At 71.0% G+C, this 17,167-nt stretch carries 16 protein-coding genes; 11 read left to right on the plus strand and 5 right to left on the minus strand.

Annotation, left to right across the window (positions count from 1 at the left end):
* Window positions 1-156: 156 nt before the first annotated feature.
* Window positions 157-891: a M50 family metallopeptidase gene (locus ITJ55_RS11990; protein WP_194595518.1), complete on the minus strand. Its 735-nt coding sequence runs from the start codon at window positions 889-891 to the stop codon at window positions 157-159.
* Between the two features lie 147 nt (window positions 892-1,038).
* Here ITJ55_RS11990 and ITJ55_RS11995 point away from each other — a divergent pair, with 147 nt between their 5' ends.
* A complete protein-coding gene (locus ITJ55_RS11995) occupies window positions 1,039-1,494 on the plus strand; it encodes a VanZ family protein (protein ID WP_194595519.1) in 456 nt (151 codons plus the stop codon).
* A gap of 93 nt (window positions 1,495-1,587) precedes the next feature.
* On the plus strand, window positions 1,588-1,857 hold the full coding sequence (rpsO, locus tag ITJ55_RS12000; RefSeq protein WP_056262814.1) for a 30S ribosomal protein S15: 270 nt from the start codon (window positions 1,588-1,590) through the stop codon (window positions 1,855-1,857).
* Between the two features lie 185 nt (window positions 1,858-2,042).
* On the opposite strand, the gene ITJ55_RS12005 is transcribed toward rpsO, so the two are convergent.
* Window positions 2,043-3,290: a hypothetical protein gene (locus ITJ55_RS12005; protein WP_194595520.1), complete on the minus strand. Its 1,248-nt coding sequence runs from the start codon at window positions 3,288-3,290 to the stop codon at window positions 2,043-2,045.
* 340 nt (window positions 3,291-3,630) lie between these two features.
* On the opposite strand from ITJ55_RS12005, the gene ITJ55_RS12010 reads away from it, so the two are divergent.
* Window positions 3,631-5,904: a polyribonucleotide nucleotidyltransferase gene (locus ITJ55_RS12010; protein WP_194595521.1), complete on the plus strand. Its 2,274-nt coding sequence runs from the start codon at window positions 3,631-3,633 to the stop codon at window positions 5,902-5,904.
* A 738-nt stretch (window positions 5,905-6,642) separates the two neighbouring features.
* A complete protein-coding gene (locus tag ITJ55_RS12015) occupies window positions 6,643-7,677 on the plus strand; it encodes an aldo/keto reductase (RefSeq protein ID WP_370544141.1) in 1,035 nt (344 codons plus the stop codon).
* A 155-nt stretch (window positions 7,678-7,832) separates the two neighbouring features.
* On the opposite strand, the gene ITJ55_RS12020 is transcribed toward ITJ55_RS12015, so the two are convergent.
* Window positions 7,833-8,447, minus strand: a complete 615-nt coding sequence (locus ITJ55_RS12020) for a TetR/AcrR family transcriptional regulator (RefSeq protein ID WP_194595522.1) — start codon at window positions 8,445-8,447, stop codon at window positions 7,833-7,835.
* A 247-nt stretch (window positions 8,448-8,694) separates the two neighbouring features.
* Here ITJ55_RS12020 and ITJ55_RS12025 point away from each other — a divergent pair, with 247 nt between their 5' ends.
* On the plus strand, window positions 8,695-10,053 hold the full coding sequence (locus ITJ55_RS12025) for a pitrilysin family protein (protein WP_194595523.1): 1,359 nt from the start codon (window positions 8,695-8,697) through the stop codon (window positions 10,051-10,053).
* 14 nt (window positions 10,054-10,067) lie between these two features.
* Window positions 10,068-10,670: a histidine phosphatase family protein gene (locus ITJ55_RS12030; protein WP_194595524.1), complete on the plus strand. Its 603-nt coding sequence runs from the start codon at window positions 10,068-10,070 to the stop codon at window positions 10,668-10,670.
* 83 nt (window positions 10,671-10,753) lie between these two features.
* Here ITJ55_RS12030 and ITJ55_RS12035 read toward each other — a convergent pair whose 3' ends face one another.
* Window positions 10,754-11,293: a GNAT family N-acetyltransferase gene (locus ITJ55_RS12035; protein ID WP_194595525.1), complete on the minus strand. Its 540-nt coding sequence runs from the start codon at window positions 11,291-11,293 to the stop codon at window positions 10,754-10,756.
* Between the two features lie 71 nt (window positions 11,294-11,364).
* Between ITJ55_RS12035 and dapB the strand changes: the two genes are divergently transcribed.
* Both dapB and ITJ55_RS16050 read left to right on the plus strand, forming a co-directional pair.
* Entirely contained in the window at window positions 11,365-12,099 is a 735-nt protein-coding gene (dapB, locus tag ITJ55_RS12040) for a 4-hydroxy-tetrahydrodipicolinate reductase (RefSeq protein WP_228498144.1), read from the plus strand.
* On the plus strand, window positions 12,096-12,542 hold the full coding sequence (locus ITJ55_RS16050; RefSeq protein ID WP_370544142.1) for a tetratricopeptide repeat protein: 447 nt from the start codon (window positions 12,096-12,098) through the stop codon (window positions 12,540-12,542). The genes dapB and ITJ55_RS16050 overlap by 4 nt, the downstream gene beginning before the upstream one ends.
* Before the next feature lie 41 nt (window positions 12,543-12,583).
* Here the strand turns inward: ITJ55_RS16050 and ITJ55_RS12045 are convergent, their stop codons facing one another.
* The gene (locus tag ITJ55_RS12045) at window positions 12,584-13,489 is read right to left on the minus strand and encodes a TIGR01777 family oxidoreductase (protein ID WP_194595526.1); all 906 of its coding nucleotides are present in this window, start codon (window positions 13,487-13,489) and stop codon (window positions 12,584-12,586) included.
* A 114-nt stretch (window positions 13,490-13,603) separates the two neighbouring features.
* Here ITJ55_RS12045 and thyX point away from each other — a divergent pair, with 114 nt between their 5' ends.
* From thyX to ITJ55_RS12060, 3 genes are all read left to right on the plus strand, one after another.
* The gene (thyX, locus tag ITJ55_RS12050; protein ID WP_370544143.1) at window positions 13,604-14,371 is read left to right on the plus strand and encodes an FAD-dependent thymidylate synthase; all 768 of its coding nucleotides are present in this window, start codon (window positions 13,604-13,606) and stop codon (window positions 14,369-14,371) included.
* Window positions 14,372-14,467: 96 nt separating this feature from the next.
* Window positions 14,468-15,445, plus strand: a complete 978-nt coding sequence (dapA, locus tag ITJ55_RS12055) for a 4-hydroxy-tetrahydrodipicolinate synthase (protein ID WP_194595527.1) — start codon at window positions 14,468-14,470, stop codon at window positions 15,443-15,445.
* A gap of 76 nt (window positions 15,446-15,521) precedes the next feature.
* Window positions 15,522-17,167 (plus strand): ribonuclease J (locus ITJ55_RS12060; protein ID WP_157490276.1); only part of this gene is annotated, 1,646 nt, incomplete at its 3' end.

A 17,167-nucleotide genomic window follows, 5' to 3' on the forward strand; every position in this document is an offset into this window, starting at 1 on the left:
GCGACCGTCACCCTGCTCGAACGCGCGGGCTACGTCGTGGCCGGCGTCGCCGTCCTGCTCGAGCTCGACGGCCTCGACGGGCGCGCCCGCCTCGAGGGCCACGTCCCCGTCCACGCCCTCTCGTCCGCCCCCGCCTGACGCCGGGCCCGCCCGGCGTCAGGCGAACGAGCGAGCAGCCTCGAGCGCCCCGGGGAAGAGCAGTCCGGCGCCGCCCAGAAGGCACGCGAGCGCCACCAGCACGAACACCCCGACCCAGACGACGCCCGGCACCCGGGTCAACCCGGCGAGCTGGTCGGCATCCGAGGCGGTCGAGCGCGAGCGTCGTCGGCTCCGCTGCAGCTCGAGCGACGCCCGCAGCGCGCCGAACCCGAGCACCGACGTCACGACCAGTCCGAACACCGCCTGCCAGGTCGGCGACGCGAAGAACGTCACGGCGACCACCAGGGCGGCGCCGAGCAGCACCACCCAGAGGCCGAACCAGTTGCGGATCTGCACGAGCATCAGCGCGAGCAGCAGCAACAGTGCCCAGAGCAGTCCCGCGGCGTAACCCGCCGAGAGCAGCCAGGCCGCGCCGAGCGCCGCGATCGCCGGTGCCGTGTAGCCGGCCAGCAGCGTGACGACCATGCCGGGCCCGGTGCGGGGCCCCTTCGACACCGTCAGCCCCGAGGTGTCCGAGTGCAGCCGGATGCCCGTCAGTCGTCGGCCCGTCAGCACGGCCGCGAGCCCGTGCCCGCCCTCGTGCACGACGGTGACGGCGTGCCGCACGGTGTGCCAGGTGCCCGGCAGCAGCACGAGCAGCAGGCCCGCGGCGACGCTCGCGAGCAGCCACGAACCGGGCAGGGGAGCGGCGAGCTGGCTGATCCGGGCCCAGAGGTCGGTGAGTGCGTCCACCCGACGAGCCTAGGAGGCGCGGTGCGCGCGGTCCGACACCGCGCCTCCCCGGCTCGTCCGCGTCCGCTCGCGGGGCGGGTCGTCCTCTGGGTTGATCTTCGGGCGTTCCGGGCGTCCTCCCACGCACCCGTGCCGCACCATGGAGGGATGCGTCGCGCCGTCCTCCTCCTGCTCACCCTCGTCTACCTCGCCGGGGTCGCGTGGATGACCCTGCGCCCGAGCGTCTACGACGCGAACACGGGCGCCCTGCTCTGGCGGGCCCTCGACGTCTTCGCCCGGCACGACGAGACCTCGTGGATCACCTTCGCGCGCGTCGAGGCGGCGGCGAACGTCGCGATGTTCGTGCCGATGGGCATGTTCCCCGCGCTGCTGCTGCCCAAGCGGTTCTGGTGGGTCGGCATCGTGGTCGGCTTCGCGGCGACGGTCGGCATCGAGACCTACCAGGCGACGTATCTGTCGGCGACGCGCTTCTCCGACCCCCAGGACCTCGTGATGAACACCCTCGGGGCCGCGATCGGCGCGGCGTTCGTCGGCCTCGTGCTGCCCCGACGGCGTCGCGGTCGGGGCCGACCACGACAGGGGTCGGCGTCGCCCGTCTGGTAGGCTCCTCAGGTTGCCGTCTGAACGGCCGCGGAGAAAGAGAGCTCGCACATCCGGTGACGAGCACCGCGCAACGAACTGAAAGGGGATCCCCGAATGGCACTCGCACCTGACGTCAAGACCCGGATCATCGAAGAATACGCGACCCACCCCGGCGACACCGGATCCCCCGAGGTCCAGATCGCCGTGATGACGCAGCGCATCCTCGACCTGACCGAGCACCTCAAAGAGCACAAGCACGACCACCACTCGCGTCGTGGCCTGCTGCTGCTCGTCGGCCAGCGCCGTCGCCTGCTCGGCTACCTGTCGAAGGTCGACATCGAGCGTTACCGCACGCTGATCGGCCGCCTGGGCCTGCGCCGCTAGTCCTCGCGCTCCTGGCGTCTCGACGACGGCCCCCTCCGCACGCAGCTCCGGCTGCACGCCGAGGGGGCCGTTCTCACGTCCGGCGAGGTGGCCCGGCGGGCGGGGGACGACCATGGGACACCGCCGCAGCCCGACCGGGACGCCCGACCTGCCCGGCCTGCCCGGCCCACCCGGCCCGGCGGCCCTCAGTACCAGTTGTGCGCGACCGAGTGCGCCCAGGCGGAGCACATCGTGCCGTAGCTGCTCTGGATGTACGAGATGCCCCAGTTCACCTGGGTGCGGTAGTTCGTCTGCCAGTCGAGCCCGAACGAGGCCATCTTGTTGCCGGGCAACGACTGGGGGATGCCGTAGGCACCGCTCGAGGGGTTGCTGGCGTTCGTGCGCCAGCCCGACTCCTTGTTCCAGAGCTGCACGAGGCAGGTGTACTCGGCACCGGTGCCGACCTTGGTCGCGGCGTAGGCCTTCGCGCCGGCCGGGTCGTTGACCGCGCCCGCCGGGGGAGTCGTGCCCGCGCCGCCCCCCGACCCGGGAGTCGCGCCCCCGGACGATCCGCCGCCGCCCGACGATCCGCCGCCAGACGATCCTGACGCGCCGGACGAGCCCGACGGCGCCTTCGCGGCCGCCGCCTGGGCCTGTGCTGCCGCCTGTTGGGCGGCGAACGCCTGCTCGGCCGCGACTCCCGTCCGGTACTGCTGCTCGAGCTCGGCGGTCGAGTCGTTGAGGGCGGCGAGCTGGGCGTAGAGGTCGGACGAGCGCTGCGTCGCGCTGGCGACCTCGGCGTCGGCGCTCGCCTGCGCGGCCGACGCCTGGTCGGCCGTCTCCTGGGCGTCGCGGGCGAGCGCGTCCCGGCGTTCGGCCGCGGTGGCCGCCTGGTCGCTGAGCGACGACACGGTGTTGCTCGCCGTCGTGGCGTCGGCCAACACCGTCTGCCAGCGGTCGCCGAGCTGGGTGAGCGACCCGAGCTGGTAGAGCGCGGCCCCCGGGTCGGGTGAGGTGAAGAGGTCCGTGCCCATCGTGCTCGTGCCGCCCGTCCGGAACAGGCTGCCCGCGAGTTGGCCGGCCTCCCGCTGCGCGGTGTCGGCGCCGGCGCGGGCTCGCTCGGCGTCGGCGGACAGCTCGTCGGCCCGCTGCGAGGCCGCGGCCAGCTCGGCCTGCGCCATCAGGTTCGCCTGGTCGGCCAGCACGGCCTCGTCGCTGCGGTCGGACGCCGCCTTCTCGAGGCTGTCGAGCGACGCGTCGATCAGGTCGACCTGCGCCTCGGTCGCCGCGGCGTTCCCCTTCGCGGCCTCGACCTGGGCCCAGGTCGGGTACCCCGCCGCCGACGCGGCCGTCGGCGCCACGAGCAGCGCCAGCACGAGGGCCGAGGAGGCGCCGGTCGCCACCGCGAGGCGGCTCGCGCTGCGACCACGGCCGGACCTGTCGTGAGCACGCATGTGAACGACCCTAACGTCGTCCTCCCCGCACCGCGCCTCCCCGTCCGGGCGACACCCGTCGGGCGCACCCCCGGGCTGGAGGGTGCGGGTGCTAGGATCGCGCTCGGAGCAGGCCGGTACGGCTGCTGGTCACCGGTGGTGACAGGCGGAATGCCCCGACCGACGCCGAGCGTCCGGGTCGGGTGCGGGGTCCGACCGTTTCTACTGTTGGCCAGACGTGCCACCGCCTCCGTCGCGTTGCTGCACGTGCATGTCGTCATGCCGTCCACGCCGCCCGCTCCCGGTACACATCGATGCCCACACGGGGCCTCGATGCAAAACAAAGAGGAGTAGCCCCCACATGGAGGGTCCAGAGATCAAGTTCGGCGAAGCCGTCCTCGACAACGGCAAGTTCGGCAAGCGCACCATCCGATTCGAGACCGGTCGTCTCGCCCAGCAGGCTCAGGGAGCCGTCGCTGCCTACCTCGACGAAGACACCATGCTCTTGTCGGCCACGAGCGCCAGCAAGAAGCCGAAGGACAACTTCGACTTCTTCCCGCTCACCATCGACGTCGAAGAGCGCTCGTACGCCGCGGGCAAGATCCCCGGTTCGTTCTTCCGTCGCGAGGGTCGTCCCTCGACCGAGGCCATCCTCGTCTGCCGTCTCATCGACCGGCCCCTGCGTCCCTCGTTCGTCGAGGGCCTGCGCAACGAGGTCCAGGTCGTCATCACGGTGCTGAGCATCGCTCCCGACGAGTTCTACGACGCTCTGGCCATCAACGCGGCCAGCGCCTCCACCCAGATCTCGGGCCTGCCGTTCTCCGGCCCGATCGCCGGCGTCCGCCTCGCGCTGATCGGTGACCAGTGGGTCGCGTTCCCCAAGGCCAGCCAGCTGGCCGACGCCGTGTTCGACCTCACCGTCGCGGGCCGTGTCGTCACCGACGCCGCCGGCAACGAGGACGTCGCGATCATGATGGTCGAGGCCGAGGCCACCGAGCACGCCTGGGGCCTCATCCAGGGCGGCGCCACCAAGCCCGACGAGGCGATCGTGGCCCAGGGCCTCGAGGCCGCGAAGCCCTTCCTCAAGCAGCTCGTCGACGCCCAGGCCGCGATGGCCGCGCAGGCCTCGAAAGAGATCGCGGACTACCCGGTCTTCCTGCCCTACACCGACGAGGTGCTCGAGGCCGTCACGGCCGCCGCCGGCACCGAGCTCGCCGAGGTCTACAAGATCGCCGGCAAGATCGAGCGCCAGGACGCCGACGACGCCCTGAAGTCGCGCGTCAAGGACGCCGTCGCCGCCAAGGTCGAGGCGGGCGAGCTGCCCGACACGGCCCTCGGCCAGGTCGGCGCCGCCTACAAGTCGGCGACGAAGAAGGTCGTCCGCGACCGCATCCTCACCGAGCAGATCCGCATGGACGGTCGCGGTCTCGCCGACATCCGTCCGCTCGACGCCGAGGTGCAGGTCATCCCGCGCGTGCACGGCTCGGCCATCTTCCAGCGCGGCGAGACCCAGATCATGGGCGTCACCACGCTGAACATGCTCAAGATGGAGCAGCAGATCGACTCGTTGAGCCCGGTCACCAAGAAGCGTTACCTGCACCACTACAACTTCCCGCCGTACTCGACCGGTGAGACCGGCCGCGTCGGTTCGCCGAAGCGTCGCGAGATCGGGCACGGCTTCCTCGCCGAGCGCGCCCTCGTGCCGGTGCTGCCCAGCCGTGACGAGTTCCCCTACGCCATCCGTCAGGTCTCCGAGGCCCTCGGGTCGAACGGCTCGACCTCGATGGGTTCGGTCTGCGCCTCGACCCTGTCGCTGCTGAACGCCGGTGTGCCCCTCAAGGCCCCCGTCGCCGGCATCGCCATGGGCCTCGTCTCCGACACGGTCGACGGTCAGACCCGCTACGCGGCCCTGACCGACATCCTCGGAGCCGAGGACGCCCTGGGCGACATGGACTTCAAGGTCGCGGGCACGAGCGAGTTCGTCACGGCGATCCAGCTCGACACCAAGCTCGACGGTCTGCCGACCGCCGTGCTCGACGCAGCCCTGAAGCAGGCCAAAGAGGCTCGCACCGCGATCCTCGGCGTGCTCAACTCGGCGATCGACGCTCCCGACGAGATGGCCCCGACCGCGCCCCGCGTGATCTCGGTCCAGATCCCGCAAGACAAGATCGGTGAGCTGATCGGCCCCAAGGGCAAGACGATCAACGCGATCCAGGACGAGACCGGCGCCGACATCAGCATCGAAGAAGACGGCACCGTCTACATCGGCGCCGTCGACGGCCCCTCGGCCGAGGCCGCCCGCGCCCAGGTCAACGCGATCGCCAACCCGACCAACCCCGAGATCGGCGAGCAGTTCCTCGGCACGGTCGTCAAGATCGCGTCGTTCGGTGCGTTCGTCTCGCTCCTCCCCGGCAAGGACGGCCTGCTGCACATCAGCGAGGTCCGCAAGCTCGCCGGTGGCAAGCGGGTCGAGAACGTCGAGGACGTCCTCGGCGTCGGCCAGAAGGTCCTCGTCGAGATCACCAAGATCGACGACCGCGGCAAGCTCTCGCTCGCCCCGGTCGTGGCCGACGAGGCCGACACCGACTCGAGCGGAGCGACCGAAGAGTCGACCGACGAGTCCGTCGACGCGTAGTCAGCACGTCACGAAGGGCCCGCCCCGACCTCGGTCGGGGCGGGCCTTCCGCCGTCCCCCCGCCCGGCGTCGTCTCCGTTCTTGGTGTTCCGGACGCCCTGCAGGGTCGGCAACTCAGGAGATCGGCCGCCCCGCGCCTCCCTCGCGCCCCGAAGCGCGTCCTCTACCTGAGTTACCCGCTCGCCCTGCAGGCACGCCGCCCTGCCCGCATGCTGCCCGGCCGGGTCGGCAACTCAGGAGTTCGGCTGCCTCGCGCCTCCCTGGCGCCCTGCAGTGCGTCGTTCTCCTGAGTTGTCCGCCGGTCTGCACGCCGTCCGGCAGGCGCGCTGCCCTGCGGGTCGGCAACTCAGGAGTTCGGCTGCCTCGCGCCTCCCTGGCGCCCTGCAGTGCGTCGTTCTCCTGAGTTGCCCGCCGGTCTGCACGCCGTCCGGCAGGCGCGCTGCCCTGCCGGGTCGGCAACTCAGGAGTTCGGCTGCCTCGCGCCTCCCAGGGCCCCGCCGGGCCGGCGTTCTCCTGAGGTGCCGACAGCGGCGGAGGACCGAGCGAGGCACGTGCGACGTCGTCGACGAGGAGGCGCGGGTCGCGTCCCCCGGACCGGGGCGGCGACACGGCGTAACGATTGGGTGCGGCAGCGGCGGAAACAGGGCACGTGGTCGTATTCTTGATCGCGGAGGGCGAACCATACCCCATGCGATCGCACAGAGTCGCATCGGGGGTTCGCGACGAGAAGGGGACGGCGTGACCGAGACGACGGCGGAGCTCGCGCGGTCTGCCACGTCCGACTTCGCCGCGAGCAGGGCGGAACGCGCCTCGCTCGCGCTGCCGACCGTGCCCGTCGACCTCGGCATCATCCAGCCCCGGCGTCGCCTCGGCGTCTCCGACCTCAGGGTCTTCCCCCTGGCTCTCGGGGGCAACGTCTTCGGTTGGACGGCCGATCAGGCAGAGACGACGTCCGTCCTCGACGCCTACTTCGACCTCGGTGGCAACTTCGTCGACACAGCCGACTCGTACGCCGGTGGCCGCAGCGAGATCATGATCGGGTCGTGGATGCGCTCCCGTCGCTCGCGCGATGACATGGTCGTCTCGACCAAGGTCGGCAAGAGCGCCGACAACCCCGGGCTGACCCCCCGGGCGATCGAGCGGGCCGTCGACGCGTCGCTCGAGCGGCTCGGCACCGACCGAATCGACCTCTTGTACCTCCACGTCGACGACACCGACGTGGCCTTCGAGCGCACGTTGCTGGCCGTCGACCACCTCATCCGGGTGGGCAAGGTCCGATGGTTCGGTGGGTCGCACCACTCCGGCAACCGTCTCTACGAGGCGCGCATCGCCGCGGGCATGCTCGGCATCGCGCCGATGGTCGCCCTGCAGAACCAGTACAACCTCCTCGACCGGTCCGAGTACGAGAAGGGCCTCGCGCACGTGGCCGCGCAGCAGCGACTGGCCGTCATGCCGCGATTCGCCCTCGCCAGCGGCTTCCTGACGGGCAAGTACCGCTCGCGTTCCGACTTCGCCCACAGCCCGCGACGTCGGGTCCTGGCCAAGTACCTGTCGAAGCGTGGCCTCAAGGTCGTGCACGAGCTCGACCGCATCGCCTCGGTCCACGAGGTCTCGAGTGCGGCCATCGCTCTCGCCTGGCTCCTCGCCAAGCCGAACGTCGTGGCACCCGTGGCGAGCGCCACGAACGCCAAGCAGGTCTACGAGCTGGCGCAGGCCGCGCGGGTCCAACTGACGCGGAACCAGGTGCTCGACCTCGACCGGGCCTCGGCCTGATGCAGACCGGGGTGTGACAGGACCCTCCCCTCGACACGGTCCGACCCGTCGCAGGTTCGAACCCGGCCGACGAGGCAGGCAGGTACGGCGGCAGCAGGACGGCGGTGCCGAGCTGACGCGTGCCTCCGCCTGACGGAGGCGACCGGGCCGTGTGGCTAGGCCTCGAGGAGTCGCCCGGCCGAGCGACGGAGCGCTGCGGCAGCGGCGATGGCGTCACCGGCGTAAGCGCCGACCTGGGCGCCGTCGAGAGCCAGGACGAGGTCGTCGGCGGCGTCGCCCGGCATCGGGTGCCCGGCGGCCTTGAAGAGGGAGACCATCTCGTACCTCAGCCACTCGCGGTGCTCTTCGATGGCGAGACGCACGGGGTGGGTCGGATCGCTGAACTCCGACGCCGCGTTCGCGAAGGCCGAGCCGCGGAACGACACCGTCAGGAGGCGCGCGACGACGATCTCGAGATACGCCTCGAGCGTGGCGCGCCCGCCGCCGTGGGCGTCGCTCAGCGAGGTCAGCTCGGCCGCCTCGAGATCGTGTCGAGCGGCGAGGTACTCGAGCACGAGCGTGTCTTTGGCACCGAAGTGCTTGTAGAACGTGGCTTTGGTCACCGAGGACTCGGCGATCAGGCGGTCGACGCCCACGACCCGGACGCCCTCGTCGTAGAAGAGCCGCCCGGCGGTGGTGAGGACGCGGGCGCGGGCGCCGGGGACGGGAGAGTCGGCACGGGGACGGCCAGGGAGACGCTGGACGGCCGGTTGGGGGGAATCGACCGTCACAGCGTGGCTCCTTGGGACGTCTCGGCTTGAAACCGCGTGGGGGACGCGCGCTCCGGACCTCGAGACGTCCGACCAGCCGCCGACGACGGCCATCAGGGGGTGGGGTCGTCGTCGGTGACACGACTCTAACACCGGTGAGGACAAACAGAGTCGTCTGTTTGTCCTCATCATCGTCCCCCAGTTCGGGTGTCAGGCGCTCCGAGCGGCACACGGACGACAACAGGCGGGGTCGCCTAGGCTCGACCTGATGAACGGCCCTGTCTCCTTCCCCCTCGACGAGGTCGAGATCTCCTTCCGCGCCACGGGCGATGCGCTCGTGAGGCGCAGCGTGCTGCCCTCCGGCGTCCGCGTCCTCAGCGAGCGCATGCCGGGCGCACGCAGCACGACCATCGGCCTCTGGGTTGCCGTCGGGTCGCGCGACGAGTCCGAGGCGGACCGGGGGTCGACCCACTTCCTCGAGCACCTCCTGTTCAAGGGCACCCCGACCCGGTCCGCACTCGACATCGCCGTCTCGTTCGAGTCGGTGGGGGGTGAGCACAACGCCGCGACGGCCAAGGAGTACACCTGCTACTACGCCCGCGTGCGGGACGTCGACCTCGACGACGCGATCGACGTGCTCACCGACATGGTGACGTCGTCGACGCTCGACCCGGTCGAGTTCGAGACCGAGCGCGGCGTGATCCTCGAAGAGCTGGCCATGGCCGACGACGATCCGGCCGACATGGCCGGCGAGCGCTTGTTCGAGTCCGTCTTCGGCGACCACCCCCTCGGACGGCCGATCGGTGGTTCTCCCGAGAGCATCCGGGCTGCGGTCCGTGACGACGTCGACCGGCACTACCGGGCGAACTACCGCTCCCGAGACCTCGTCGTGTCGATCGCCGGTGCCGTCGACCACGACCGAGCCCTCGACCGGCTGACGGCCGCACTCGACCGGGCCGGCTGGCCCGACGACGCCGGCTCGCCGGTGCCTCGGCGTGACGACTCTCCCGTCGACCTCGTGGCAGGCGAACCGGTGCAGGTCGTCCGCCGCCCTCTCGAACAGGCGACCGTGCTGCTCGGCCTGCCGGGGATCTCGGTGGGTGACGACCGCCGACCCGCCCTGGCCGTCCTGAACTCGGTGCTCGGCGGGGGCATGTCGTCCCGCCTTTTCCAAGAGATCCGCGAACGTCGCGGCCTCGCCTACTCGGTCTACTCGTTCGCGCCCAGCTACTCGGACGCGGGCCTGTTCGGTCTGTACGCAGGGTGCACCCCGGCGAACGCCGGTGACGTCGCGCGACTGATGCTCCACGAACTCTCCGGCCTCGCCGCCGACGGCATCACCGACGACGAGCGTCGGCGCGCCCTCGGCCAGCTGGGCGGAGCGGCCGCCCTGGCCCTCGAGGACAGCGACACCCGCATGAACCGCCTCGGACGAGCCGAGATCTCGACGGGCGAGTTCGTCGACCTCGATGCGTCCCTCGACCGGATCGACGCGGTCACGTCCGACGACGTCCGGTCGTTGGCCACCCAGCTCCTCTCCGGCCCGCTGTCGACCGTCGTGGTCGGCGAGGTCGACGAGTCCACCTTCACGGTCCCGACGACGACGTCGAGGGCCACCACACGATGAACCAGGAGACGACGGTGTCCCACTACCTCTACCTCGTCCGGCACGGCGAACAGCAGGACGCCGAACACGGTCTGCCCGACGGCCCCCTCAGCGAGCGTGGCAAGCGACAGGTGCGCCTCCTCGCCGAACGACTCGGCGGCGTTCCGTTCGACGCGGCGTGGCACTCACCGCTCGAACGGGCGGAAGAGACGGCTGCCATCATGACCGAGCGCATGCCCGCCCTCGAGTCGCAACCCTCGACCCTGCTGTTCGACTGCGTGCCGTCCGGGCCGACGTCCGACATGCCGTCGTCCTACAAGCCGTTCTTCGGAGGCGTCACCGACGAGCAGATCGAGGCCGGTCAGGCCCAGATGGCCGACGCGGTCGCCGAGTGGCTCACCCCGGCCCGCGAGGACCGGCACGACCTGCTGATCACGCACAACTTCGTCCTCGGCTGGTTCGTGAGAGAGGTCTTCGGCGCCCCCGACTGGCGCTGGATGGGCGTCAACCAGGCCAACGCCGGGCTGACCATCATCCGGGTGCGGTCGGCGAAGCCGCCCGAGCTCGTGACGCACAACGACCTCGGCCACCTGCCCGTCGAGCTGCGCACCGGCCTGCCGGTCGAGCAGCCCTTCTGACCCCTCGGGGTCAGGTCGCCGGCGCCGAGCGGCGGGCGGCCGGGCCTCGGCGGCTCGAGCGCGAGGCCCCGGCCCAGGGGGGCTCAGGCGTCGTAGCCGGGCGTGTCGGACGTGGCGCGCCCCACGACGGACTTGCCGTACCAGGTGGTGGCGTTCGGATTCGCGTTGTACGGCTCGACGGTGGCGTAACCGGCGCTGCGGTACAGCCCGCCGGCTGCCGACAGGCTATCGTTGGTGTCGAGCACGATCTCGTCCGCCCCGAACGCGCCGGCCCGTCGCTCGAGTTCGACGAGGAGGGCACGCCCCAGGCCCTGGCCCCGGCCCGCCGGGCGCACGTAGAGGTGCTTGACCTCGTACCGCACGGCACCGGTCGCCGACGGGGCGATCAGACGGATGCCCCCGCAGGCCACCGGCTCGGGTTCGTGGTCGGTGCTCGCATCGCCCCCCTCAGCGTCCACGACGACGAACACGCCCGCCGGCGGCACGAAGGCGGAAGCGTCGGGCAGGGTGGTCGTGTAGGTGCCCTGAGCCGAGGGGAACGTGGTCTCGCGCTCGGTGAAGTACTCGGTCAGGAGGGCTGCGGCATCGGGGGTGGAGACGCTCGTCTCGCGGAACCGGGGCATGCCCACCATGCTAGGTCGAGGCGGCGACCCCCGCAGCGTCCCCGTCGGTCGGCCCCGGTAGGTTGGACCGCATGACTTCGCGCATCGCCGTGGTGGGAGCCACCGGCACCCTCGGCTCGTTCATCGTCGACCTCGTCGAACGCACACCGGGTCTCGAGGTCCACGCGGGCCTGTCGTCGCGCGACGACCTCGACGACGTCCTCGGAGCCGACCTCGTCGTCGACGTCACGCACCCCGCGGTCAGCCCGGGCATCGTCGAGCACGTCGTGCGCGCGGGCATCCCGGTGCTCGTGGGCACCTCCGGCTACAACGCCGAGCGACTGGCGAGACTCTCGACGATCGTCGCCGATGCTGCCGGGCCCGGCGTCCTCGTCGTTCCGAACTTCTCGATCGGGTCGGTCCTCGCCACCCGGTTCGCGACCCTCGCGGCACGCTTCTACGAGTCCGTCGAGATCGTCGAGGCGCACCACCAGGGCAAGGTCGACTCGCCGTCGGGCACCGCCGTCCGCACGGCCGAGCTGATCGCCGAGGCCCGACGCGACCTCGGTCCGGTCTCCGCCCCGCATGCCGACCAGCGGGCCAGGGGGCAGCAGGTCGCGAGCGTCCCCGTCCACAGCATGCGCCTCCGGGGCGTCGTCGCCCGGCAAGAGGTCGTCTTCGGCGGCGAGGGCGAGACCCTCACCCTCACGCACGACACGCTCTCGCAGCGCGCCTACGAGCAGGGCCTCCGCGTGGCGATCGCGGCCGCGCCGGGGGTCACCGGGGTCGTCGTGGGGCTCGACGCCGTCCTGCCGCTCGACTCGTGAAGGGTCGTACCGCGGCGCTGGTGATGGCGCTGCTCCTGCTGCTCTACGTCGTGCTGGTGGGCCAGCGCGCCGTGCTGTTCGTGTCGACCGGCGAGCCGGTGGCGATCGCGCTCGGCGTCGCGCTCCTCGTCCTGCCGCTGCTGGGGCTGTTCGCCCTCGTGGTCGAGCTGCGCTTCGGCCTGCGCACGCAGGCCATCGTCCGCCAACTCGCGTCCGAGGGCGAGCTGCCGGTCGACGACCTGCCGCGCCGCGCCTCCGGACGCTACGAGCGCGAGTCGGCCGACGCGGCCTTCCCCGCCTACAAAGAGGCAGTCGAGGCGGACCCCGACGACTGGCGCGCATGGTTCCGGCTCGGGTTGGCCTACGACGCGTGCGGTGACCGCCGTCGCGCCCGGCAGGCCCTGCGATGGGCGATCACCTTGAGGCGTGACTCGACCCGCTGAGCCCGCAGGGACGGCGTGACGATCGAAAGGACCCCCTCGGGTCAGAGGGCGTCGACGAAGGCCGACAGGGCCTGCTCGACCGTCCGGTGCCGGAACGTGAAGCCGTCGCGCTCGAGCACCTCGGGCACGACCTGCTGGCTGGGCAGCAGCATCTCGCGCCCGGCCTCCTGCATGGCCGTCGAGATGACGACTTCGGGCACGCCGAGCAGGTATGGCCGGTGCAGGTCGGCGGCCAACGTCCGCGTTATCAGGTCGCTCGTCGCCGGCGTCGGGCCGACCAGGTTCACGGGCCCCTCGACCGACGACGTCAGCAGGTGGACGATCGCGGCGGCCTCGTCGTGCAGGCTGATCCACGGCCAGAACTGGTCGCCGGAGCCGAGTCGAGAACCGAGGCCCAGCTTGGTGAGGGGCAGCAGGGGCTTGAGCGCGCCTCCACCGGGTCCGATCACGATGCCCGTGCGCAGCGTGACGACGCGGGTGCCCTCGGGAGCCTTCTCGGCGGCGGCCTCCCAGGCGACGACGACGTCGCTGAGGAACCCCTCGCCGCGGCCGCTCGCCTCGGTCAGGCGTTCGCCCGGACGGTCGCCGTAGACGCCCACGGCCGAGCCGCTGAGGAAGGTCGCCGGCGCCGTCGACGCGGCCGCCATGCCGTCGACGAGTGTCGACGTCGCGGCGAGGCGGGACTCGAGGATGTCGCGCTTGTACCCGGCCGTCCACGGCAGACGACCCAAGGAGGCGCCGGCCAGGTTCACGACGGCGTCCGCGCGGGCGATCAGGTCGTGGTCGACGATGCCGGCACTCGGCACCCAGGTGAACTCGTCCTCGGCCCGGGGTTCGTGACGCACCAACGACAACGGGCGGTGCCCTGCCTCGCGCAGTTGGCGGGTCAGCTCGGAGCCGATCATGCCGCTGGCGCCGGAGATCAGGACGGTGAGTGCGTCGGTCATGGGGACACCGTATTCCGCGGCCCTGGGGGAGCGGCCGCCGTTCGCCGTCGGGCCCGGTCGACGGCTCCTCTCGAGGGAGGGTTCGGCGACGGCTCGAGAGGTAGAGTCGACGCCGTGCCCGAGACCGAAGCCACCGCCGCCGTGCCCACCGACAAGACCCCCGAGTTCCGCTCCGACGTCACCGTCGAGCTGGTGCGCTCGAGTGCCCACGACTCCGACGTGCTGTTCGCCGCCCGCGTGTCGACGATGGGCGAGCTGACCCTCGACGGTGCACAGGCCTCCGCCGACGGCGCCCAGGCCACCAAGGGTGCGGGGCTCATCAACTACCTGATGCGCGACCGCCACGGGTCGCCCTTCGAGCACAACTCCATGACCTTCTACGTGCAGGCGCCGATCTTCGTGTTCCGTGAGTTCATGCGTCACCGGATGGCCAGCTACAACGAAGAGAGCGGCCGCTACCGCGAGCTGAACCCGGTCTTCTACGTGCCGGCCCCGACGCGCAACCTGCAGCAGGTCGGCAAGCCCGGTGCGTACGACTTCCTGCCGGGGACGCCCGAGCAGTCCGCCCTCGTCGACGAGGCCACCCGGGCCGCCTCGACCCAGGCGTTCGAGGCCTACCAGCGCATGCTCGACGCCGGCATCGCCCGCGAGGTCGCCCGCATCGTGCTCCCGCTCAACATCTACTCGTCGATGTACGTCACCGTGAACGCGCGGTCGCTGATGAACTTCCTCAGCCTCCGCACCAAGCGCGAGGGCACCCACTTCCCGTCGTTCCCGCAGCGCGAGATCGAGATGTGCGCCGAGAAGATGGAAGACCTCTGGGCCGAGCTCATGCCGCTCACCTACGCGGCGTTCGGGGCGAACGGGCGCGTCGCTCCCTGACGGCCGTCCCCGGGGACGCAGCTCGCGCCTCCTGACGGGGCGCCGGGCACGGCACGGGGGAGGGCGGCGCCGACGCGAGACAGTACGCTGGAGGGCGTGTCGAACATCAACAACCCCTTCGGTCAGGTCCTCGTCGCCCTCGTGACGCCGTTCACCGCCGACGGCGAGGTCGACTGGCCCGCCGTCGAGAAGCACATCGACGACTGCATCACCGCAGGGGCCGACGGCATCGTCGTCACGGGCACGACGGGTGAGACCAGCACGCTGACCGACCCCGAGAAGCTGCGCCTGGTCGAGGTCGGCAAGTCGGTGGCCGCGGGGCGGGCCAAGATCATCACGGGCGGCGGGTCGAACGAGACGGCACACGCGATCCAGCTCTACAAGGCCAGCGAGAAGGCCGGCGCCGACGGCGTCATGATCGTCACCCCGTACTACAACAAGCCCACCCAGGCCGGGGTGCTGACGCACTTCCGCATGATCGCCGACGCGACCGACCTGCCGGTCATCTTGTACGACATCCCGGGCCGCACCGGCATCCCGATCAGGTACGAGACCCTGCTGCGGGCCGCCAAGCACCCCAACATCGTGGCCGTCAAGGACGCCAAGGGCGATTTCGCCGAGGTCAGCCGGGTGCTCAACCAGACCGACCTGCTCTACTTCTCGGGCGACGACGCGAACGTGCTGCCGCACCTCGCCATCGGTGCCTCGGGCCTGATCGGCGTCACCGCGAACATCGCCGCGGCGCCCTACCGCACGATCGTCGACGCCGTGAACGCAGGCGACCTGCACACGGCCACCGAGGCCCACCAGCTGCTCGAGCCCCTCGTGCGCGCCGTCATGACCCACGTGCCCGGCACCGTCGCGGCCAAGTACATCCTGCACGGCCTCGGGCGCATCTCGAGCCCGAGGGTCCGGCTGCCCCTGGTCGGCCCCGAAGACAGCGAGGCCGCCCTGATCGAGGACGAGCTCTCGCACGTCGGGTCGATCCCCGGGCTCGACCTCAGCCGCTTCCGGCCCGACCGCAACGCGGCGGCCGGCGGTGCGCTGCCCAAGGTTCACGGCACCACCCGCTGATCCCCGCCGACGTCGACGTCGGCCCACGGTCCTCCCGCACACCGGGGCACGAGCCCCACCCCTACCGAAGGAACAGATGCCCACGACAATCCACGCTCCCCGAGAACTCGCCAAGGGCACGCTCCGCGTGATCCCCGTCGGCGGGCTCGGCGAGATCGGCCGCAACATGACGGTCTACGAGATCGACGGCAAACTGCTGATCGTCGACTGCGGCGTGCTCTTCCCCGAAGAGCACCAGCCCGGCGTCGACCTGATCCTGCCGGACTTCTCACCCATCCGTGACCGCCTCGACGACATCCTCGCCGTGGTGCTCACGCACGGCCACGAGGACCACATCGGCGCGGTGCCCTACCTGCTGCGCCTGCGCAAGGACATCCCGCTGATCGGCTCGCAGTTGACGCTCGCCCTCATCGAGGCGAAGCTCAAGGAGCACCGCATCACGCCCTACACCCTCGCGGTCAAAGAGGGTGGGCGTGAGTCGCTCGGGCCCTACGACCTCGAGTTCATCGCGGTCAACCACTCCATCCCGGACGCACTGGCGGTCGCCATCCGCACCTCGGCGGGCACCGTGCTGCACACCGGCGACTTCAAGATGGACCAGCTGCCGCTCGACGACCGCATCACCGACCTCCGGGCGTTCGCCCGCCTCGGTGAAGAGGGCGTCGACCTGTTCCTGCCCGACTCGACGAACGCCGACGTGCCCGGGTTCACCGCGCTCGAGCGTGACATCGGGCCCGTCCTCGACGACGTGATCCGCAGGGCTCCCCGCCGCGTGGTCGTCGCGAGCTTCTCCAGCCACGTGCACCGCGTCCAGCAGGTGCTCGACGCGGCACACGCCAACGGCCGTCGCGTCGCCTTCATGGGCCGTTCGATGGTGCGCAACATGGGCATCGCGGCCGACCTGGGCTACCTCAAGGTGCCCGACGGCGTCCTCATCGACGCCAAGAAGGCGAAGGACCTCCCCGACGACCGCATCGTCTACATGAGCACCGGCTCGCAGGGTGAGCCCATGGCCGTCCTGGCCCGCATGGCGAACCTCGAGCACCAGATCGAGATCGGCGCGGACGACACCATCATCCTCGCGTCGAGCCTGATCCCCGGCAACGAGAACGCGGTGTACCGCGTCATCGACGGCCTCACGAAGCTCGGCGCCAAGGTCGTCCACAAGGGCAACGCCAAGGTGCACGTCTCGGGTCACGCATCCGCCGGCGAACTGCTGTACTGCTACAACATCCTGCGGCCGAAGAACGTCATGCCCGTCCACGGCGAGCACCGTCACCTCTACGCGAACGCGGCGCTCGCGGTCCGGACCGGCGTGCCGCAGAAGAACACCATCCTCGGTGAGGACGGCATCGTCGTCGACCTGCGCGACGGAGTCGCGAAGGTCGTCGGCCAGCTCGACATCGGTTACGTCTACGTCGACGGCTCGACCGTGGGCGAGATCACCGACGCCGACCTCAAGGACCGACGCATCCTGAGCGAAGAGGGCTTCATCTCGGTCTTCATCGCGATGGACGCGTCCACCGGTCGCGTCGTCGTCGGGCCCGAGATCCAGTCGCGCGGCTTCGCCGAAGACGAGCGCGTGTTCGACGACGTCAAGCCGAAGATCATCGCGGCGCTCACCGAGGCGGCCGAGAACGGCACGCGCGACACGCACGCCTTCAGCCAGGTCGTGCGCCGCACGGTCGGCCGTTGGGTGAACACGCAGCACCGTCGTCGTCC

The sequence above is a fragment of the Frigoribacterium sp. VKM Ac-1396 genome, assembly GCF_015350895.1.
Taxonomy (GTDB): domain Bacteria; phylum Actinomycetota; class Actinomycetes; order Actinomycetales; family Microbacteriaceae; genus Frigoribacterium.